The organism is Paraburkholderia sp. J69-1, from assembly GCF_905220255.1.
Classification (GTDB): domain Bacteria; phylum Pseudomonadota; class Gammaproteobacteria; order Burkholderiales; family Burkholderiaceae; genus Paraburkholderia.
In genome coordinates this window covers 286,992-308,404 of record NZ_CAJMZG010000008.1, presented here as the reverse complement: position 1 = coordinate 308,404, position 21,413 = coordinate 286,992, and the positions used below count along the sequence as shown (strand labels likewise).

Genomic DNA, 21,413 nt, shown 5'->3' with positions numbered 1-21,413 from the left:
TTTTTCGTCATGCGGACATTCAAACCACCTGGCAATCCTTATCGAATGAATCGATTGCCCATTCTAACGACAACATGAGACGAGACCGACGATGAAGCATTCCCCGATCAACCGCAAGAGCGCCATGGCGCTCGCCACGCTTGCACTGGCCGCGTCGCTGGGCGCGACATCCGCTTGCGCCGACGATACGAAGCCCAGCGCTGCCACGACCGTTGCACCCGCAACGATACCCATCGCTACGACGCCTCCAGCATCGAAGCCCGCAACTCGCCACACGCGCAAGAGCAAGCGCAAAACCACACAAAACGCGCAAAAAGCTCAATCGCAAGCCTCAGCCGCCGTCAACAACGTGCAAACGCCGCCGCCCGTATCGAGCGTCGATCCGCTGCTCGCGCCCAACGCCGCTGAAACGCTCGCCTCCGGCATGCCGCAGGAAAGCGCCAACGAGACCGTGCGCGCCGACAATCCGCCGGGCACGCAATCGGGCCAGGCCGCCAGCAAAGGCTTTATCGGCGATAGTCATCTCGCGCTCAATCTGCGCAATTACGCCGATGTGCAGGACGTCGCGGGCGGCCCGCATCGCCACGCGTGGGTGCAAGGCGCGATGCTCGATTACACCTCGGGCTTCACGCAAGGGCCGATTGGCTTTGGCGTCGACGCGTCGCTCTATGGCGCGTTCAAGCTCGACGGCGGCCAGGGCGCGGGCAATATGGTGCACGTGGGCAAAGATGGCGGCGGCGCGAACCAGCTCGCGTGGGCCTATCCGGGCATTTACGACGTGAAGGCGCGCGTCGCGGATACGGTCGTCAAATACGGCCTGCAGATGACGGACAACAATCCGTTCTTCGAGCCGCACGACAATCGCGCGCTGCCGCCGACGTTCCTCGGCGTCTCGATCGTGAGCAAGGACATCGCCAATATGGTGCTGCAAGGCGGCAGTTTCACGAAAGTCGACCCGCGCGGCCACACCAATCTCGTCGATCTCTCGACGTCTTATGGCGGCGTGACCTTCAAGCGTTTCAGCTTCGCGGGCGGCAGTTGGGATTACAGCCCGAATGGCAGCGTGTCGCTGTACGCGAATCAGGCCGATAGCGTCTGGCGGCAATTCTATGGATCGGTGCAGCACAGCATCGGCGATCCTTCGACGCTCAAATGGACCGGCTTCGCCAATCTCTATTCGACGCATAGCGTGGGAGGCGGTCTCGAAGGCCATATCAACAATAACGCGTACAGCCTGTCACTGGCGGCGCAGCACGGCGCGCATTCGCTGCTGCTCGGCTATCACCAGATTCTGGGCGACCAGTTCTTCGATTACGTGAACGAGACCAACGGCATTTATCTCGTGAATTCGATGGACGTGGATTACAACGCGCCGCACGAAAAGTCATTCCAGGTGCGCTATGGCTTCGACGGTAAATATTCAGGATTGCCAGGCGCCAAGGCGATGCTCTGGTATGCGCTGGGCTGGGGCGCGGATGGTTCGGCGGGCGCGGCGGCGAATCCCGCTGGCAGCGCGCTGTATGGGCTCTACTGGCGCGACGGTCAGCCCGTGCACGGCTCGCATCATGAATTCGGCTTTATTCCTTCGTACACGATCCAGAGCGGGCGCTTCAAGGATACGAAGATCGCGCTCTCGGCGATGTGGCATCACGGTTCGAAGTACTACTCGGACCCGAACAATATGGAATATCGCCTGGTGATCGGCATGCCGTTCAATCTGTTCTGAAACTGGCGGGCGTAAGGCAGGGTTGGCGTTACTCCAGCCACGCCTTCGCCCGCTCCTCCAGAAAGCGCACGAAGCTGCGGATTTTCGGCAGCGGCTGCCGGTCCTGCCGATACAGCGCATGCACCGGCCGCCCAACCGGCGTCGCCTCTTGCAGCACGCTCACGAGGCGCCCGGCCGCCAGATCGTCGGCGACGAGAATCGCCGGTTGCAGCAGCAAACCCGCGCCGTAAAGCGCCGCCTGGCGCAGCGCGAGGCCATCGTTGCAGAGGAACGTGGTGTCTTCGGGCCAGCGGTTTTCTCCGGCGAGGCCTGCGAGCCGCCAGCCATTGCGCCGGTCCCAGATCGAATGGCCGATGCAGCGATGCGCGGCCAGATCGTCGAGCGTGCGCGGCGTGCCGTGGCGCGCCAGATAATCGGGCGAGGCGCAGATCGCCATGCGGTACTGCCCGATTGGCCGCGCCACCAGATTCAGATCCGCGCCCAGATCGCCGATGCGCACCGCCACATCGAAGCCCTCATCGACGAGATCGACCACGCTATTGCTCAGATCGAGGTCGATGCGTACCTGCGGATGCGCGTTCTGATATTCGGCCGCCAGCGGCGCGATCACGCACGCGCCCACCGTGGTCGCCGCGGTGATGCGCAGGCGTCCGCGCGGCTCGGCGCGCAGGCTTTCCACCGAGGCCTCCGCCAGCGCCAGTTGCTCCAGCACCTTGCGGCTTTCCTCGTAAAAGCGCCGGCCCGCGTCGGTCAGGCTCTGCACGCGCGTGTTGCGCTGGAGCAGTTGCGCGCCCAGATGCGTTTCCAGTTGCCGCACGTACTTGCCCACCATCACCGGGCTCAGGTCGAGCTCGCGCGCGGCGGCGCTGAAACTGCCACGCTCCACGGCGCTCACGAAGACTTCCAGGCTGCGCAGGCGATCCATGATTACGTACCCGTAGTTTCAAGTGAACGAAATTATCGTCCATTTATTCTTTCTGGTGTCAGGCGGATAGTGAAGCCCTTCCCTATCCGTTCATGGAGAACATGCAGATGAAGATCATCGTGGTGGGCGCCAGCGGCGCCGTCGGGCGCGCGGTCGTGGAAACCCTCGGCGCGGGCCATACGGTCGTGACCGTCGGCCGTAACAGCGGCGATTTTCGCGCCGATATCACGCGCGACGACAGCGTCGAGGCGCTGTTTCGCGAAGTCGGCAAGGTGGATGCGATCGTGTCGGCGGCAGGACACCTGCATTTCGGGCCGTTCGCGCAGATGAGCACCGCGCAGTTCAATATCGGCCTGCAGGACAAACTGCTGGGTCAGGTACGGCTCGCGCTGATCGGCCAGCACTATCTCAACGACGGCGGCTCGATCACGCTGACGAGCGGTATCGTCGGCGAGGAGCCGATTGCGCAGGGCGTGAACGCCACCACCGTCAACGCGGCGCTCGAAGGCTTCGTGCGCGCGGCGGCGACCGAGCTGCGCCGCGATCGCCGTATCAATGTGGTGAGCCCGACCGTGCTGACGGAATCGCTGCCGTCGTATGGGCCGTTCTTTCCGGGCTTCGAGAGCGTGAGTGCAAAGCGTGCTGCGCTGGCCTACCAGCGCAGCGTCGAAGGCGTGCAGACGGGCCGCGTGTTCAAGGTGTATTGAGCGCGGGCTTACGCCGAAACCCGCACCTCGGCATCCGCGCGCGCGAGCAGGCCGCTGCAACGCGGCGACAGATTCGCGAACGCAACGTGTTTGCCCGCGCGCTCGTAGCGCGCCTGCACCGCTTCCAGCGCGGCAATCGCCGAGTGATCGGCCACATGCAGATGCGCGCAGTCGAGGCGCACCTGCTGCGGATCGCGCGCCGGATCGAACAGCGTCTGGAACTGCGCCGCCGAAGCGAAGAACAAGGTGCCGCGCAGCGTGTAGACGCGCTCGCCCGACGCCTCATCGCGCATGTCGCAGCGGAATTCGCGCGCGTGCTGCCATGCGAAATTCAGCGAGGCGATCACGATGCCGCACATCACGGCCGTCGCGAGATCGGTACAGACGGTGATGACCGTGACCGCGATAATCACCAGCGCGTCGTTGCGCGGCACCTTATGCAGCACGCGCAGCGAACCCCACGCGAAGGTCTGCCCCGCCACCACGAACATCACGCCCACCAGCGCCGCAAGCGGAATCCGCTCGATCAGCGGCGAAAGGCACAGGATAAACAGCAGGATCATCACGCCGCTCGTCACGCCCGAAAGACGGCCGCGGCCGCCCGAACCCAGGTTGATGACGGTCTGGCCGATCATCGCGCAACCGCCCATCGCGCCGAACATGCCCGCAGCGATATTGGCCGCGCCCAGCGCCACGCATTCGCGATTGGGCTGACCGGTCGAGTTCGTCACATCGTCGGTGAGATTGAGCGTGAGCAGCGTTTCCAGCAGGCCGACCAGCGACATCAGCACCGCATACGGCAGCACGATGCGCAGCGTCTCCAGGTTCATCGGCACGGCCGGCAGGCTGAACGCGGGCAGGCCGCCCGCGATGTGCGCCATGTCGCCGAGCGTGCGCGCAGGCAGGTGCAGCAGCGCCGCCGCCGCGCCCACGCCGACGATCGCCACCAGCGCGGGCGGCAGCGCCTTCGTCAAACGCGGCATGACGAACACGATCGCCATGGTCAGCGCAACGAGACCCACCATCAGCGCGAGCGCCTGGCCGTGCATCCATTCCATGCCGTTCGGACCGGGCGCCTTGAAATGCTCGAATTGCGCGCGCGCGATGATGATCGCCAGGCCATTGACGAAGCCCAGCATCACCGGATGCGGCACCATACGGATCAGTTTGCCCAGACGCAGCGCGCCGAACAGGATCATCAGCAGACCGCCGAGCACGACCGTCGCGAACAGGTATTGCGCGCCGTGCTGCACCACCAGCGCGACGATCACCACCGCCATCGAGCCGGCCGCGCCGGAAATCATCCCGGGCCGGCCGCCGAACAGCGCCGTGATCGTGCAGATAAAGAACGCGCCGTAGAGACCCATCAGCGGATTCAGATGCGCGACGAGCGCGAAGGCGATGCACTCGGGCACGAGCGCAAACGACGAGGTGATGCCGGCGAGCAATTCGCTGCGCAGCGTAGACAGGCGGCTCAAGCCGGAACGGGCGGATTCCATGGTGCGAGTCGATTGGCAAATAAGGGTCGATTGCGCGGATCGCAAGCAGGCGCAAGCGCGGTGGCGTGAGCCAACGCGAGCGGTAGCAGGCGGGCGAACCGGAAACGACGAGGAGAACCGGAAGAACAGGCGGCGCAGACGGCATCGGCAATGCGTGCGCGGCCTGGACGGACGAAAGCGCGGATGCTACCAGATTCCGGCCTGGCGCGCCGCGCGGCCCGCCGCTCGGGCGCGTCAAGTGGCTACCTCGAATAGCCGTGGATTGGTCATTTGACATAGCCGCATCGACGCCTACTATGCATTCCATCGCGCCACGCGGCGCACTCACCGAAAAGGAATCGCCATGCAACAGCGTCTGGACTTCTATCGCGCCAACCCGCACGCCATCAAGGCGATGCTCGCACTGGAAGAGCGCATCGAGAAAAGCAACATCGAAAAGCCGCTCGCCGAACTCGTGCGCCTGCGCGCTTCGCAGATCAACGGCTGCGCCTACTGCGTCGATATGCACACGACGGACGCGCGCAAAGGCGGCGAAACCGAGCGCCGCCTGGCGACCGTGGTGGTCTGGCGCGAAACGCCTTTCTTCACGGAACGCGAACGCGCGGCGCTCGCCTGGACCGAAGCGCTCACGCTGGTCTCGCACGATCACGTGCCCGACGAAGTCTGGGAAACCGTGCAGCCGCATTTCAGCGAAGCCGAGATCGTCGATCTCACGCTGCTGATCAGCGCAATCAATAGCTGGAACCGTTTTGCGATCGCGTTTCGCAAGATGCCGGCGTGAAGGAGCGTGTCATGAAATCACGTTCGATAGTCGTGCGCGCCGCTGCGGCGGCGTTCGGGCTGGCCGCGCTGGCCGGCGGCGGGATCGTGCAGGCGCACGATAGCGACGCGTCGTCCGCCGCTGGCGAGAAAATCACGCCGGTGCTCAAGCAGGCGATTCCAGAGGCGCCAGGCAAGAACGTGCTGATGGCGACCGTGACCTTCGCGCCGGGGCAGAATTCGGACCCGCATATGCATCCGGGCTCGATCTTCGCGTATGTGACGCAAGGTCATATCGAATCGCAACTCGAAGGCTCGCCCGCGCATGTGTATGGCCCGGGTGAGGCGTGGTACGAGCCGCCGGGCGCGCATCATATCGTCGCGCGTAACGCGAGCGCGACGGAACCCGCGCAGATTCTCGTATTCGCGATCGCCGGCGAACACGATCCGATCAAGAAGCCGCTGCCGCGTTGAGGGGCGGGAGGTTGAGCGCTTACGCAGGCTGCACTTCCCGCTCGCGCTCCAGTTCACGCACGAGCGGCAATACCTTCTTGCCGAAGTATTCGACTTCTTCGATAAAGTGCAGAAAACCCGTGAGCACGAGATCGACGCCCACGTCTTTCAGCGCGACGATACGCTGCGCGATCTGCTCCGGCGTGCCGATCAGATTGGTGCGAAAGCCATCGTTGTACTGCACGAGATCCTCGAACGTCGATTTCGCCCAGTTGCCCTCGCCTTCGGGCGAGGCCTTGCCCGCCTCCTTCACCGCACTGCCGAACGCCTGCACGGCTTCGACATGCGCGTTGCGCACGATATCGTCGAGCACCGCGCGCGCCTCTTCTTCGGTATCGCGCGCAATCACGAAAGCATTCACGCCGATGCGAACCTGGTGATTGTTCTGTGCCGCTTTTGCACGAATATCGTCGATCTGCGCCTTGATGTTCTCGACCGTATTGCCGTTCGTGAAATACCAGTCGGACACGCTCGCGGCATTGTCACGCGCAGCGCGCGAACTCCCGCCCTGGAATATTTCCGGGTGCGGCTTTTGCACCGGCTTCGGGCTTAGCGTGTACTGGTTGAAGCGATAGAAATCGCCCTTGAAGGTGTAATCGTCCTGGGTCCAGATGCCCCGCAGCGCGCGAATAAACTCATTCGACCGGCGATAACGTTCGTCATGCTCCAGCCACGGTTCGCCTATCGAGGTGAATTCGTCCTTGAACCATCCGCTCACGATATTGACTGCAATACGCCCGTTGGAAATATGGTCGATGGTCGAAATCTGCTTGGCCACCACGGCTGGATTCCACGGCCCCGGCAGAATCGCGGCGATCACCTTGAGCTTTTCCGTGGCGTGCAATAACGCCTGACTAAACGAAACCGATTCGTGCTGATATTGCGCGCCATAACCGGCGGTAAAGCGAATCTGGCTCAAAGCGTATTCGAAACCCGCCGCCTCGGCCGTGCGCGCAAGTTTCTGGTTGTATTCGAGGCTCCAGTCGGTGCGCTGCTCGATCTTGCTGACGACGAGCCCGCCGCTCACATTGGGCACCCAGTAGGCGAACTTGATGGCGTCGGCGGATGCGGCGGCGTTCTGGCTCATGATCGTTTCCCGTGAAAAGTGACGAAGTATCGATCACGTCATCTTTCGGGATTTAGCCGCCAGGCTGAACGATTTTGTTCTGCTATGGAAAGCTCGATTGCTGCTATGCAGTGTTAAAGCAGTGACGCCATCGTGACCGCACCATAACATCCGCTTTCTCAATAATCATGCCTGCCTTCGTTCATCACACAGAAATGTCCTGATTTTCCTGATCGAAACACCGGTTTCGTTGCGCGCTCGGTTGACTAACTATCGCAAAATTTGCACGATGCTTTCGTATTCATCACGCAGTCCTTACTGCATGAATCGCCTGCATGCATCGGTTGCATGAACACAAAAGCATTAGCACGTTTCAGGCAACGGCAAGCGGGGAAAGAAGAGAAGTCGGCTCGACTTTCTCACGGAGTCAACATGTCATATGCAAAGAAAAATTTCATCATGCTGGTGGCGGCCATCGCCTGCCTGAGTCTTGTTCCGTTTGTGCGCTACGTGGATCACCCGAACCTGTCGCCGCGCAAAACTGAACTCGTTTGGCCTGTGGGTTTCGATACCGAAAGCGAACACGGCGAACTTTATCAACCCGCCATCGAGCAATGGACCGACAAGCGCATTCAGGCGCATGCCGCCGTTGCAATGAATGCCAAAAACGAAGCCCCCACTTACGGCGACGTGCGATTTTCGGCCCGCACGCAAAGCGATAAGAAAAGCGGCAACGTTCATCTGAGCCAGATCGCCATCGAAGGCGTGGACGTGCCCACCGATCCCAACGCCGCCAGCCGCATCCGCTCCGCGCTGCAAAGGCGCATTCCGCCAGCCGGCCTCACGCTGAGTCAGGACGAACTCCTCGCTCAACAACGCATTGCGCAATCGGAACATGTGCCCACGCAAAACGCCGTGCCACAAATCTTGTTCGCCAGTTCGCCGACCTTGCTCGTACTCGTGGATGGCGATCCTGCATGGCGCAAGATCGGCAGCAGTGGGATCGAGCGCGCCATCAACGCGCGCGCGATGTTGTTGCGCGATTCCAATGGCGCGTTCTATCTGCACGCAGCCGGTTACTGGTATCGATCCGATACGGCCGGTTCAAGCTGGGCGCAAAGTGCACACACGCCGCAACCGGTGATCGAAGCCGCCAGCGAAACGGCCACCACCACTGCCGCCGATCCCATGTTGCCCAGCGACGGCGTCACGCCCGCACGCGCGCCAGCCGTCCTCATGACGACACAACCTGCCGAATTGATTGTGACGAACGGCGCTCCGCAGTTTGTCGCGGTCGAAGGCACGAAGTTGCTGACGCTCGCGAACGCAGATCATGCGGTGTTTCTCGATCCCGTCACGCACACCAACTATCTGCTGCTTTCAGGACGCTGGTTCAGCGCGCCGCAATTGTCCGGCCCCTGGCAATATGTGCCCGGCAGCGAGTTGCCGCCGGATTTCGCGAAGATCGCGCAGCAGGATTCCCAGGCGGATGTGCTCGCCGCCGTGCCGGGCACGCCGCAAGCCAGAGCATCGGCGATTGCTGCGACGATACCCAAAACCGCGACCGTTTCGCGAAGCAAAGCGACACTGACCGTGCATTACGACGGCAAACCGGCGTTCGTGCCCATCGCGGGCACGTCGCTTCAATACGCGGTCAACAGCGCAACGCCCATCATCAGGAGTGCTGGAGGTTCTTATTACGCGGTGAGTAACGGCATATGGTTCGTCTCGCCGACGCCTACGGGTATGTGGACGGTAGCCATCTCCGTTCCCGCCGCCATCTATACGATTCCGCCTGGCTCGCCGCTCTACTATGTGACTTTCGTGCGTATTTATAAGGTCACGCCCGATGTCGTCGTTATGGGCTATACGCCGGGCTATCTCGGTGTCGTGGTCAGCGCCGATGGCACGGTCGTCTACGGCACCGGTTATGTGTATACGCCTTACGTTGGCGCGGTGTACTACGGCTATCCCGTCACCTATGGATACGGCGCGAGCGTCGCCTGGAGCGCGGTTGAAGGCTTCGCATTCGGTTTCGCAGCAGGCGCGATCTGGGGCGCAGCCGCGCCGTATTGGGGCCCTTACTGGCACTACGGCCCCTACTGCTGGAACTACGCCAATATCAGCCACGCGAACTTCTACGGCCGTTGGGGCGAGGCCAGCGTCACGCACGCAGCGGGATGGAATCCGTGGACCGGCACAAGTTGGGCCGCATCACGCGGATATGGCTTTAATCCGCACACCGGCGCACGTTATTACGGCGGCCGCGCGGGCGCGTACAACCCTTATAGCGGCGATTACGCAGCAGGCCGCCGGGGCGCTTTCTACAATCCGTCGACTGGCATGTCAGGCGTCGCGCGCGGCGGCATCACCGGCAATCGCTACAGCGGCGACTACACAGCCGGCAGACAGGTGGCCGGTTATAACGCGCGAACCGGCCGCGCGGGCGCGGCCGAATTCGATATCAGCGGCAACATTCATAACGGCGACTTCAGCACGAACAGCAAGGGCATTGTGGTGAACCGGCGCACGAATAGTGGTGTGGCGTGGGACAACGGCAAGATCGTCGTCGATCACGACGGCCATATCCATACGCACACGCCCGGCGGCAGCACGGCGCCTGCGCTCAGCGAACAACGCAAAACAGCGTCGGCCAGTTTGCAGCGGCTGGGGCAGTCGGCGCAACGCAGCCCGGCTCATACGGCTGTCGCCTCAAGCGATCAACGCCGTGCAACCGCCTCGGCCAGCCTGACGCAACTCAGCCACAACCAGCTCAGCCACGATCAGCTCAGCCACAATCCGCCGCGCGCAACAAACACGGATAACGTGCAACGCCTCGCAGGATCGGCCCAGCATCAGCCAGTTAGAACATCCTTCGATTCGCGCCCCGCTCCGCAAGCCTTTCACGGCTGGCGTCGATAACCCGTGCCGCGCGCCGCACGCTTATTCGCACCCTTACGGCTTCGCGTTCCAGCGCCGGATCGCGCGGTTTTCGCGATCGAAACCCAGCATGCTGATCGACGCCGTATCCAGATAGAGATGCGCGCCCAGCAACGCCGAATTGCCGATCCAGCAGCCCGCCAGCACGCGCAGAAAATGCGCGTGCGAAAACACCGCAATCCGGCCACTGTCGCCAAGCATCGTCAGCAGCGCGTCGACGACACCACGCGCACGCGCTTGAATCTGCGCGAGATTTTCGCCTTGCGGTATCGGCGATTGCCAGACGCTCCAGTCGGGTTCGGTCTCGCGAATCTCGGCCGTTTTGCGGCCTTCGTAAATGCCGTAATCCCATTCGTGCAGGTCAGCCGACACCACCAGTTGCTCGCCCAGCCCCGCCAGCTTGCAGGTTTCGATCGCGCGCGACATCGGGCTCGTGAGCACCGCATCGAAATGCTGCGCGCCCAGCGGCGTCGCCAGCGCGCGCGCCTGTTCGCGGCCATGTTCGGTGAGTCCGATATCGGTGCGGCCCGTGTGCTGCCCGCTGCGGCTCCACTCGGTTTCGCCGTGGCGGATCAGCCAGATTTCGCGGGTCGTGGAAGGGGCTTTCGATGCTACGGACATGGATGCGCTCCGTGATGGGCAAGGTCGTGCGAAAGCACGCCGTAAGGCCCAACGACATTAACAGGGGAACTCATTCTAAGGCAGGCGCACGCGGACTGCGGCCGGCATCGACGTTTTCTGCAGACGAAAAAAACCGGCCCTAAGGTCGATGCCTCAAGGCCGGTACGGAGAGGTTCCATGGCCATGTTGCCGGCGCATGGAACAGAGAGAACCGCTTTTTTACCGCGTAGCGTGTAGTTTTACAGGGTTCTTTGTATCGATCGGCACGCGCCGGGCTCAGGCCGCCAGCGCCTTGCGGATCGCCGCCGACAATTCCGCCGGCGCGAACTTCGTCACATAGCCATTCGCGCCCGCATTGCGCGCATGCGTTTCGTTTGCCGCGCCCGTGAGCGACGAATGAATGATCACGGGAATATGCTTCAGGCGCGCATCGGATTTGATCTTGCGCGTGAGCATGAAGCCGTCCATTTCCGGCATTTCCAGGTCGGTGATGACGAGGGAAATCTTCTGGCGAACCGGCACGTTTTCATGCGCGGCTTCATCGGCGATCTTCAGCAGCATTTGCCACGCCATTTCGCCGTTCGAGGCGATCACATGCGGCGCGTCGAGTGCGGTCAGCGCCTGGCCCAGCAGCGCACGCGCAAAGCCCGAATCGTCGGCGGCGAGAATCCGGCCGCCTTCCGTGCGCAGCGCGTCGCCCACGGCTTCCGGCTTGACGTCCTCGTGCTGCTCGGGGAACACATCGCGCATCACCTGCTCGACGTCGAGCACTTGCGCAAGACGCGTTTGACCGTCGCCCGCGTCGATGCGCGCGATACCCGTCACATAGCCCGACGTGCCGCTCGATTCCGCGCTCAGCACTTCCTTCCATTCGAGACGGATGATGTCTTCCACTTCATCGACGGCGAACGCCTGCGTGCCGCGCGAGAACTCGGTCACCAGCAGGATCGCGGGCGGCTTGTCCGAAGGCGAGCCGATCAGCGATGCAATGTCGATCACCGGAATGATCTGCCCGCGAATATCCACGGCGCCCACCAGATGCGCGGGGGAACCGGCGATCGGCGTGACTTCGGGCATCGTCACGATCTCGCGGATCTTGAACACGTTGATGCCATACAGGCCACGCCCGGCGCCGGGACGCGCCTCGCCAAGACGAAACAGAAGGAGTTCTAATCGGTTGTTGCTGGTCAGCGTGGTGCGTTCGTCAACGCCTGGTTGAATCGTCTTCATGGGTTTTGTCTGGTGATTTGCGTCGTCTTGCGCGAGTTTTCCTGTGCGCCTGCGCTCGGCCGCGCCTGAAAGCTGCGCGATCCGTCCCCGTTCAAACTGCGCCCGCTTTCATGCTGCCTCAATTGTGATAACGGCCGGGCGCGGCGAAGCTTGAACGGGATGAACCCTGGTTGCCGCTATTCAGTGCGGCATCAGCCCAGACTGGGCTGCAGGCGCTGGCCGGGCTGGCCATGCGGCGCGCCCGCGAAGGCCTGGCGCGCGGCCTGCGCGAAGCTGAAGACGCCCACGGCGCGCTTGAGCGTGTCCGCCTGCTGTTCGAGCGACTGCGCCGCCGCGGCCGCCTGTTCGACGAGCGCGGCGTTCTGCTGCGTGACCTCGTCCATCTGCGTGACCGCCTGACTGACCTGCTCGATGCCCTTGCTCTGCTCCTCCGAAGCCGACGAAATTTCCGCGACGATATCCGACACGCGCTTGATCGCCTCGCGCACCTGGCCCATCGTGTCGCTCACGCGCCCGGCCTGCTGCGCGCCGCCCTCGATCATCGTCACCGACGAGTTGATCAGCTCCTTGATCTCGCGCGCCGCCGTGGCCGAGCGCTGCGCGAGGCTGCGCACTTCGCTCGCGACCACCGCGAAGCCGCGGCCCTGCTCGCCCGCCCGCGCCGCCTCCACCGCGGCGTTGAGCGCCAGGATATTGGTCTGGAACGCAATGCCTTCGATCACGCCCGTGATCTCCGAAATCTTGTGCGAGCTGCCGCTGATCTGCCGGATCGTGCCGACCATCTCCTGCACGGCCGAATCGCCGCCGCTGGCCAGCTCGTTGGCATTGCCGGCGAGGCCGTTGGCGGCGCGGGCGTTATCGGCGTTCTGCTTCACGGTCTCGGTGATCTCGGTCATGCTCGCGGCGGTTTCTTCGAGCGAAGCGGCCTGCTCTTCGGTGCGCGCCGACAGGTCGAGGTTGCCGGCCGCGATCTCGCGCGCCGCCAGCGCCACCGATTCGGTCGAATCCTGAATGCCGCGCACGATGCCCGCAAGCTGGCCGTCCATGCGCTTGAGCGCACGCAGCAACTCGCCGAATTCACCGCCCGCGCTGGCGTCGATCTCGCTTTCGAGGCAGCCGCCCGCGATCGTATTCGCCACCGTGATCGCGCCGTTCAGCGGACGCATGATCACGCGCAGCAGGAATACCGAAGCGGCAAAAGCCACCGCCAGGCCCGCCAGCACGAGCGCGACCGCCACCATCAGCGCCACATGGGCGTGGTGCTCGGAGCCGGCGGCGAAAGCCTGCGCTTCGTCGTCGTTGATGGCGATGTCCTGGTTCAACAGATCCTGCAGGTTTTGCGCGAGCGCGGTGTGATCCTTTTCCAGTTGCAGGCCGCCGTCGTAGTCGCCCGCGTTGTAGCGCTGCATGCTCTGGTTCGAGCCGTCGCGGAACGGCGCCATGGCCGCGTCGATCTTGTCCGCAATCGCCCGCTCGTCCGCGCCGCTCACGCGCGCCGGATAGTAGTCCGTCCACGCCTTGCTCATCTGCGCGAGGTCGCGGTCGACGGCCTGGGCCGCCGTGCGGGTCTGCGCCGCATCACGGTTCATGGCGATGCGCGTCAGTTGCAGACGCGCGTCGATCGCCGAGGCGCGCACGTCGCCCAGATCGCGGATCGGCACGACCGTGCCGGAATACTCGTCGAGCACCGTCTGATTCAGCCCCGAAATCGTCGAGGCGCTAAAAGCGCCGATGAGCGCGATGATGACGACGCAAGTGGCCATCGCCGCGATGATCTTGAAGCGTACCGTTTGCAGCAAACCGTTCATGTTCCTCGCCCTTATTCCGGCAACGTTGCGCCGGTTGTCGACGCACTCCAGCGCTTTATCGACACTTTGGGCGAAACAATTAGGCCTTTTTTTCGAATTTTTATTGCGGCTTTCGGCAGAAGATTACGTTGCCTTCAGAATTAAAAATTAATTTTATTGAAAGCATTTATTAATCAATTGCACAAGCGCGAAGACATTCATTTAATTAGCATTTCGAACTATATGGCGATAAAAAAACGCCACCCCGGAAGGTGGCGTCTGTGTGGGCATCGCGCGAAGCTCAGGCGGCCAGCGCTTCTGCCTTCGCGGTGGTTTGTCCAGCGCCCGCCAGGCGGCGATAACGCGACAGCGCCCAGAGCGGGAAGTACGCGGTATAGCCGTGATACTTCAGGTAATAGATGCGCGGGAAACCCGGCGCATTGTGCGAGCGATGCCACCAGAAGCCTTCGCCATCCTGCACGGAAAGCAGATAGGCAATCCCGCGCTGCACGGAATCCGACTCGAAATCGCCGAACGCCATCTGCGCGAGCAGCGCCCATGCCGTGAAATTCGACGTGCTTTCGCCGCCATTCGTGCCGGCGAGGCTGGCATCGATATAGCTGTCGTTGGTTTCGCCCCAGCCGCCATCCGCATGCTGGCGCGCGCGCAGCCAGGCCAGCGCGCGGGCGATATACGGCTGCGACGGATCTTCGCCAGCCAGCGCGAGGCCCGCCAGCACGCTCCACGTACCGTAGATATAGTTGGTGCCCCAACGGCCCCACCAGCTACCGTCCGGGCGCTGCGTCGTCTTGATGTAGTCGATGCAGCGCGCGAGCGACGCCTTGTCCTCTTCGCGGCCGGTCACGCCAAAGCACAGCAGCACGCGGCCGGAAACGTCTTCGGTCGGCGGATCGAGCAGCGCGCCGTGATCGGCGAACGGAATCGCATTCAGATACAGACGGTCGCAATCCGCGTCGAAGGCGGCGAAACCGCCGTTGCGCGATTGCAGGCCGCGCATCCAGTCGAGCGCGAGCGTCACGCGCGCGGCATACGGGTCCGCGCCCGTGATCTGCTTCTGCAGACGGCCACGGCGATGCAGCATCGCCACCACCACGGCGCTATCGTCGATGTCCGGGTAATACGGGTTCTCGTACTGGAAAGCCCAGCCGCCCGGCGGCACGTCGGGCTTCACGTTTTCGATCCAGTCGCCCTTGATGTCGTCCACCTGGCGCTCGGCGAGCCAGTCGTAGGCCTGACCGATCCTGCGCTCCAGTTCCGCGCGCGCAAGCAGCGGTTGAGCGGCATCGGCGGCGCTTTCGTTCGCCTCGGCATCGGGCACGATCATCGACTGTTCGAGCGCCATCGTGCTCCACGCGGTATCCCACACGGGCGAGAGGCACGGCTGGCAATACACGCTGCCATCCGGGCGCGTCACCAGCAGCTTTTCCAGCGCGTTTTCGCAATCGCGGCGCAGCGGATGATCATCAGGATACCCAAGCACTTCCATCATCTGGTAGCTATAGACGATGGGCGGAAAAATACCGCCCATGCCGTCTTCGCCGTTCATGCGCTCGGCGCACCAGGCTTCGGCGTGCTTGATCGCGCGCTTGCGCAGTGCGCCCGGAATCAGCGGATCGACATGGCGCAGCAGGCGGTCCATCGCCAGAAACATGCGACGCACGCCCTTGCCGGGCGCGAAATACTGCGCCTCTTCTTCGGGCGGCGTGACGAACAGCTCGGCGATCGACACGTTATGCGGATTCTTCGCGCGCGCCTTGAGCGAGCACAGCACCAGCAGCGGCACCATGGTCGTGCGCGCCCAGTAGGCGACCTTGTACATCGAGATCGGCACCCACTTGGGGAACAGCACGAATTCGATGGGCATGAACGGCGTGGCGCGCCACGGCACCTGGCCAAAGGTCGCCAGCAGAATACGCGTGAATACGTTGGACTTCGCCGCGCCGCCCAGCTTGAGGATGGCTTCGCGCGCACGCACCATATGCGGCGCGGTCACGGGGTCGCCCGCGGCCTTGAGTGCGAAGTACGCCTTCACGCTCGCCGAAACATCGGGCGCGCCGTCCACATACAGATCCCATGCGCCGTGCGTTTCCAGACGCTGGATCGCGCGCAGATAGCGCGCCATTTTTTGCTGGCGCACGGTATCGATTTTCCCCATGAAATGCATCATGAGGATGTATTCAGCGGTAATCGTCGAATCGGATTCCAGCTCGAAACACCAGCTCCCTTCGGGCTGTTGCCGGCGCGCGAGTGCGTCGCGTCCCCGGACGATAGCGGCGTCGAGCAGCGCCGCGAATGGCAGGTCGGATTTCTTCATGGCGCGAATAATACCATCCGTACGGAATGTTTAGCGCCGACGCCCGCAATGTTAAGATCCCGTTATGAAGAACACTTCCGCCAAAGCCCCAGCCGACGCGGCTGGCCACGCCGAGGCGACGCCGCCGCAGCCTTCGCAAGGCGCCACGCCGGGCAACCCGAGTGCCTCTGAAACGGCCCAAAGGCGGGCTGCGCGGCTGCGAGCCAGCACGCCGGAAACCGGGGCCGCACCCTCCGCTCCCGCATCGGGCACGCGCCGTAAAAAGGCGCCCGTTCAGGTGCGCGCGCAACTATTGCAGGCGGCTTCCGAGATCGCCACGGATCAGGGCGTACCCGCCGTCACGCTCGACGCCGTGGCCGAACGCGCGGGCGTAACCAAGGGCGCATTGCAATATCACTTCGCCAACAAGCAAGGACTCCTTGACGCCTTGTTCGAGCAGACGCTCGAACGTTTCGAAGGCCAGATGGAAGCGCGTCTTGCGGCAGAAGAAGACAACGCGCACGGCGCGCGGGCGCGGGCCTATCTGCATTCGAGCATCGACGAAATGAGCCCTGCCGCCAGCACCAATGTGCTGCGCGTACTGGTCGCCGCGATGATGACCGACCCGGACATTCGCGAACGTTACGCCGCGCCCATGCGCAAGTGGACGCGCCCCGACCCGCTGCCGCTCGACCAGGCGGCGCGCCTCATGATCTGCCGCCTCGCCGCCGACGGTTTATGGATTTCCGATCTGCTCGGCTATCAGGATATGTCGCCGGAAATGCGCGAAGAAGTCGTGCGCCAGATCGAGAAAATGACCTTGAACGCGGCCTGAAATCAGTTTTGCACGCGCGCAGTCGATGCGCGCACAACCAGATACGGCTCTGAAGCCACGCAGACTTTCGGTTCGCGCTGGCCGTGATCCGCAGTCTTCGCCGCACTCGCAATCAATTCACGCAGCAGCGCCACGCCAAGCTCCGCGGCTTCGACGGTTGGCACCGCAACGGTCGTCAAGGCGGGACGCGATTCGCTCGCCAGTTGAATATCCGTAATGCCGACCACCGAAAGCCGGTTCGGCACATCGAAACCCAGATCGGCCGCGGCCTGCATGGCGCCCAGCGCGGGCAGATCATTGGTTGTGAACAGCGCCGTGAGATCGGGGTGATGCGTGAGCAGTTCGCGCGCCGCCGCGTAGCCGCCCTGCGATGTATCGATTGCGTGCACCACGGGGGCGGCCTGCGCGTCGAGCCCCGCCGTTTCCATCGCCGAAACAAAACCGTCGTAGCGCGCCGCGTGAATGCCATACGCCTTGCTGCCGACAATCGCGCCAATCCGCCGATGCCCCAACTCGATCAGATGCCGCGCCGCCAGTTCGCCCGCGAGATGAAAATCGACCGCCACGCACGGCAAGCCCGGCGGTTCATGCGGCTTTTCCCACATGCAGAGCACCACCGGCGCGCCGCGTAATTCGGTCAGACGCAGATCGTCGAAATCGAGGTTCGCGTTCATCACCAGCACGCCGGCGGAGAGCGTGCCCGCCAGTTGTTCGAGGTAGGCGCGGCCCGTTTGCGGATCGCCATCCGTATTGCAGATGATGAGGAATTGGCCGCTGCTGCGCAGCGCATTTTCGACCGCGAGCGCGAACTCGGGATAGAACGGATTGGCGATGCTCGCCACCATCAGCGCAATCGTGGGCGCACGTCCTTCCGCGAGCGCGCGGGCCGGCAAATGCGGCCGGTAACCCAGCGCCGCAATCGCTTCGAGCACACGTTCGCGCGTGGCCGAACCCACGCGGCCACGGCCGCGCAACACGTTCGAAACCGTTGCGGGCGTCACGCCCGCATGCCGCGCGACTTCCGCGAGCGTGGGTGTTGAGGAGGATGGGGGCATGGTGTCTCGACATCTCATTATTTGGGAACACGTTTCAACATTTGCCTGATCGGCACATGCAGCGGCACCATTGGCCTCGCATTCCAGCGTTGCGCCCGACACCACGAGCCAACGCCATTAATCTAACGAAATCGGAGACACGCCTTCTGGCAGCCAGCGATCGCGCCCACGATCGCATTTATTTCGGCTACCTGATTAAGCGCTTAATCTCCGCTTCGTGCCGATTAGAACATGGAGACGGGACGAATGGCGAGCATTTCCTTGCGAGCTGTGCAGAAGGCCTACGGCGATAACGCGCCGGTCATACGCAATGTCGATCTGGAGATCGGCAAGAATGAGTTCTGCGTATTTCTCGGGCCTTCGGGTTGCGGCAAATCTACCCTTTTGCGCATGATCGCGGGCCTCGAAGATGTCAGCGACGGCGATGTGTCGATCGGCGGCAAACTGGTCAACGACGTGCCGGCCGCGCAACGCGGCGTGGCGATGGTGTTTCAGAGCTACGCGCTGTTTCCGCACATGACGGTGTACGAGAACATGGCCTTCGGCCTGAAGCTCGCGAAAACACCGAAAGCCGATATCGATCGAAAAGTACGCGAAGCGGCGCGCATTCTTCAGCTTGAAGCCTTGCTGGAGCGTCATCCCAAGGCGCTTTCGGGCGGCCAGCGTCAACGCGTGGCGATTGGACGGGCGATCGTGCGCGAGCCCGGCGTGTTTCTGTTCGACGAACCGCTTTCCAATCTCGACGCCACCTTGCGCGGCCAGACTCGCATTGAAATCGCGCGGCTGCACAAGCAGTTCGCCGATGCGAGCGTGGTCTACGTCACGCACGACCAGATCGAGGCGATGACGCTCGCCGACAAGATCGTGTTACTGCACAGTGGTCAGGATACCGAACGATACGGCAGCATCGCCCAGGTTGGCGCGCCGCTCGAACTCTATCACCGGCCTGCGAGCCGTTTCGTGGCGGGCTTTATCGGCTCGCCGCGCATGAATTTTCTGCCTGCCACGGTGACTTCCGTGGACGCGCAAGGCGTAAGCATCACGCTCGACGGCAGTGGCGAATCGCTTCGCTTGCCCTTGCAAGGGCGCGCGCTCGCAGCGGGTTCGCCGGTCACGTTTGGCGTGCGGCCGGAACATCTCGAACTGGTCACTTCCGGCGAGAACGCTGCGCGCAGCGGCGACTCGCTCACGCTTACCCGCAAGGTCACGCTGGTGGAAGCGCTCGGCGAACACAGCTATGTGCACCTCGATCAACCGGGCGGCACCGTGCTGATCGCCAAGGCGCCCGGCGACGCGCACTTCTCGCCCGGCGACACGGCGCAGTTTCGCGCTCACGCGGCCCAGTGCCATCTTTTCGCGCAGGACGGCTTTGCAGTCGCGCCGCTCGATGCGCAATCGCAGGAATTCGCCGCGCAACGCGCGTAACCCATGAACGAGGAAACAGGCATGCGTCTTGGAGTCTGCTATTACCCGGAGCACTGGCAGGAAGCGATGTGGAAGGACGACGCCGCGCGTATGAAAGCGCTTGGCATCGAGCAGGTCCGCATCGGCGAATTCGCGTGGAGCCGTATCGAGCCGTCGCCGGGCGAATTCGATTGGGCCTGGCTCGATCGCGCCATCGACACGCTGGGCGAAGCGGGTTTGAAAGTGGTGATGTGCACGCCCACCGCCACGCCGCCGAAGTGGCTCATCGACCGTCACCCCGATATCCTGCCGATTGGCGCCGATGGCCGCGAGCGCGCCTTCGGCTCGCGCCGTCATTACGATTTTTCTTCGCCTGCGTGGTACGAGGCTTCGCAGCGCATCTGTGAAGCAATCGCGCAGCGCTATGGCCAGCACCCGGCCGTCGCTTACTGGCAGACCGATAACGAATACGGTTGCCACAATACGGTAGTGAGTTATTCGCCGGCCGCCGTGAAGCGTTTTCGCGAATGGCTTGCAGCGCGCTATGGCAGCATCGGCGCATTGAATGCGGCGTGGGGCACGGTGTTCTGGAGCATGGAATACCGCAGCTTCGACGAAATCGATGCACCCAATGCCACGGTCACGGAAGCGCATCCTTCGCACCGCCTCGATTATCGGCGTTTTGCTTCGGACGAAGTGCGCCGCTATAACCTGATGCAGGTCGAGATCATCCGCAAGCATTCGCCGGGCCGGCCGATCGCGCACAACTTCATGCAGTTGTTCACGGAGTTCGATCACTACAAGGTCGCCGCCGATCTGGATGTGGCGACGTGGGACAGCTATCCGCTCGGCGCGCTCGAAGAACAGTGGTATGCGCCGGAAATCAAGGCGCGTTATCTGCGCACGGGTCATCCCGACTTTGCGTCGTTCAATCACGACGTTTATCGCGGCATGTCGAAGCTGCCGTTCTGGGTCATGGAGCAGCAACCGGGCCCGGTGAACTGGGCGCAATGGAATCCCGCGCCGCTGCCCGGCATGGTGCGGCTCTGGAGTTGGGAAGCCTTTGCGCACGGCGCCGGTTGCGTGTCGTATTTCCGCTGGCGTCAGGCGCCGTTCGCGCAGGAACAGATGCACGCAGGACTGAACACGCCCGATAACCGGCTCGATATTGGCGGCAGCGAAGCCGCGCGCGTGGCGGAAGAAATCCGCACCGTGCTGGCCGACTCACAAGCCGATGCCGATGCACGCGTCACAAGCCGCGTTGCACTGGTGTTCGACTACGAAGCGAAGTGGCTGTTCGAAGTGCATCCGCAAGGCGCCGATTTCCACTATCCGCGCTTTGCCGTCGAATATTATTCGGCGCTGCGCTCGCTCGGTTTCGATGTCGACATCGTGCCCGTGAATGCGCCGCTCGACGGTTATCAACTGATTGTCGTGCCGCCCTTGCCCGTCGTACCCGACGACTTCGCGCAACGGCTGGCCGAATCGGGCGCGCAAGTGATCCTCGGGCCGCGCACCGCTTCCAAGACCGTCGATCTGCAAATCCCCGCGAATCTCCCGCCGGGCCCGCTCGCGGCATTGCTGCCGCTGCGCGTATGGCGTGTGGAATCGCTGCGGCCGAATATCGCCGAAACCGTGACTGTTTCGTCGGACGTCGTGTTCCAGGGCCAGGCGCGTCACTGGCGCGATCTGATCGAAGTCGATGCGGGCGCAACGGAAATTCGCGCGAGCTTCAGCGACGGTCACCCGGCCTGGCTCACGCATGGCAAGGTACATTACTTCGCCAGCCTGTTCGACGATGCCACGACGGCCGCTCTCTTCGCGCAGGTCGCGCGCGCCGCGGGCCTCGAACCCACGCCGCTCGGCGACGCGTTGCGCGTGAGCCGTCGTGGCGGTCTTACCTGGGTGTTCAACTACGGCCCCGGCTCGCATCGTCTTGCCGCCAGCATCCCCGATTCGGCTATGGTGATTGGCCAGCGCGAAATCGAGGCGCAGGGCGTCGCCGCTTACCGCACGCAGCACTGATAACGAC

General features: G+C 63.1%; 16 protein-coding genes. 8 read left to right on the top strand and 8 right to left on the bottom strand.

The features are described 5' to 3' along the window. The first annotated feature begins 91 nt into the window (after positions 1–91). Positions 92–1,726, top strand: coding sequence for an OprD family outer membrane porin (locus tag U5A67_RS17075; protein WP_321815268.1), 1,635 nt, complete (start codon positions 92–94; stop codon positions 1,724–1,726). Positions 1,727–1,754: 28 nt separating this feature from the next. On the opposite strand, the gene U5A67_RS17070 is transcribed toward U5A67_RS17075, so the two are convergent. Beyond that, positions 1,755–2,651 carry a LysR family transcriptional regulator gene (locus tag U5A67_RS17070; RefSeq protein ID WP_205985889.1) on the bottom strand — a complete coding sequence of 299 codons (897 nt, stop codon included), beginning with the start codon at positions 2,649–2,651 and terminating at the stop codon, positions 1,755–1,757. Between the two features lie 107 nt (positions 2,652–2,758). Here U5A67_RS17070 and U5A67_RS17065 point away from each other — a divergent pair, with 107 nt between their 5' ends. Next, on the top strand, positions 2,759–3,358 hold the full coding sequence (locus U5A67_RS17065) for a short chain dehydrogenase (protein WP_321815269.1): 600 nt from the start codon (positions 2,759–2,761) through the stop codon (positions 3,356–3,358). An 8-nt stretch (positions 3,359–3,366) separates the two neighbouring features. On the opposite strand, the gene U5A67_RS17060 is transcribed toward U5A67_RS17065, so the two are convergent. Further along, positions 3,367–4,857: a SulP family inorganic anion transporter gene (locus U5A67_RS17060; protein ID WP_321815270.1), complete on the bottom strand. Its 1,491-nt coding sequence runs from the start codon at positions 4,855–4,857 to the stop codon at positions 3,367–3,369. Positions 4,858–5,200: 343 nt separating this feature from the next. Between U5A67_RS17060 and U5A67_RS17055 the strand changes: the two genes are divergently transcribed. Both U5A67_RS17055 and U5A67_RS17050 read left to right on the top strand, forming a co-directional pair. Next, complete coding sequence (locus U5A67_RS17055; protein WP_321815271.1) at positions 5,201–5,638, top strand: carboxymuconolactone decarboxylase family protein; 438 nt, start codon at positions 5,201–5,203, stop codon at positions 5,636–5,638. An 11-nt stretch (positions 5,639–5,649) separates the two neighbouring features. Then, entirely contained in the window at positions 5,650–6,090 is a 441-nt protein-coding gene (locus U5A67_RS17050) for a cupin domain-containing protein (protein ID WP_205985893.1), read from the top strand. Between the two features lie 19 nt (positions 6,091–6,109). On the opposite strand, the gene sfnG is transcribed toward U5A67_RS17050, so the two are convergent. Then, entirely contained in the window at positions 6,110–7,216 is a 1,107-nt protein-coding gene (gene sfnG, locus U5A67_RS17045) for a dimethylsulfone monooxygenase SfnG (protein ID WP_321815272.1), read from the bottom strand. A 411-nt stretch (positions 7,217–7,627) separates the two neighbouring features. Here sfnG and U5A67_RS17040 point away from each other — a divergent pair, with 411 nt between their 5' ends. Beyond that, entirely contained in the window at positions 7,628–10,117 is a 2,490-nt protein-coding gene (locus U5A67_RS17040) for a carbohydrate-binding family V/XII (protein ID WP_321815273.1), read from the top strand. A 33-nt stretch (positions 10,118–10,150) separates the two neighbouring features. On the opposite strand, the gene U5A67_RS17035 is transcribed toward U5A67_RS17040, so the two are convergent. From U5A67_RS17035 to shc, 4 genes are all read right to left on the bottom strand, one after another. Then, complete coding sequence (locus U5A67_RS17035; protein WP_321815274.1) at positions 10,151–10,756, bottom strand: histidine phosphatase family protein; 606 nt, start codon at positions 10,754–10,756, stop codon at positions 10,151–10,153. 276 nt (positions 10,757–11,032) lie between these two features. Continuing rightward, positions 11,033–11,986 (bottom strand): chemotaxis protein CheV, encoded by a 954-nt coding sequence (locus U5A67_RS17030; protein WP_205985899.1) that lies wholly within the window; start codon positions 11,984–11,986, stop codon positions 11,033–11,035. Positions 11,987–12,177: 191 nt separating this feature from the next. Beyond that, a complete protein-coding gene (locus U5A67_RS17025; RefSeq protein WP_205985900.1) occupies positions 12,178–13,794 on the bottom strand; it encodes a methyl-accepting chemotaxis protein in 1,617 nt (538 codons plus the stop codon). A 280-nt stretch (positions 13,795–14,074) separates the two neighbouring features. Then, positions 14,075–16,120 (bottom strand): squalene--hopene cyclase, encoded by a 2,046-nt coding sequence (shc, locus tag U5A67_RS17020; protein WP_321815444.1) that lies wholly within the window; start codon positions 16,118–16,120, stop codon positions 14,075–14,077. 52 nt (positions 16,121–16,172) lie between these two features. On the opposite strand from shc, the gene U5A67_RS17015 reads away from it, so the two are divergent. Then, positions 16,173–16,922, top strand: a complete 750-nt coding sequence (locus tag U5A67_RS17015; RefSeq protein ID WP_205985901.1) for a TetR/AcrR family transcriptional regulator — start codon at positions 16,173–16,175, stop codon at positions 16,920–16,922. Between the two features lie 2 nt (positions 16,923–16,924). Here the strand turns inward: U5A67_RS17015 and U5A67_RS17010 are convergent, their stop codons facing one another. Continuing rightward, positions 16,925–17,977: a LacI family DNA-binding transcriptional regulator gene (locus U5A67_RS17010; RefSeq protein WP_321815275.1), complete on the bottom strand. Its 1,053-nt coding sequence runs from the start codon at positions 17,975–17,977 to the stop codon at positions 16,925–16,927. 246 nt (positions 17,978–18,223) lie between these two features. On the opposite strand from U5A67_RS17010, the gene U5A67_RS17005 reads away from it, so the two are divergent. Beyond that, positions 18,224–19,402, top strand: coding sequence for a sn-glycerol-3-phosphate ABC transporter ATP-binding protein UgpC (locus U5A67_RS17005; protein WP_321815276.1), 1,179 nt, complete (start codon positions 18,224–18,226; stop codon positions 19,400–19,402). 21 nt (positions 19,403–19,423) lie between these two features. Then, positions 19,424–21,406, top strand: coding sequence for a beta-galactosidase (locus U5A67_RS17000; RefSeq protein WP_321815445.1), 1,983 nt, complete (start codon positions 19,424–19,426; stop codon positions 21,404–21,406). Positions 21,407–21,413: the final 7 nt, after the last annotated feature.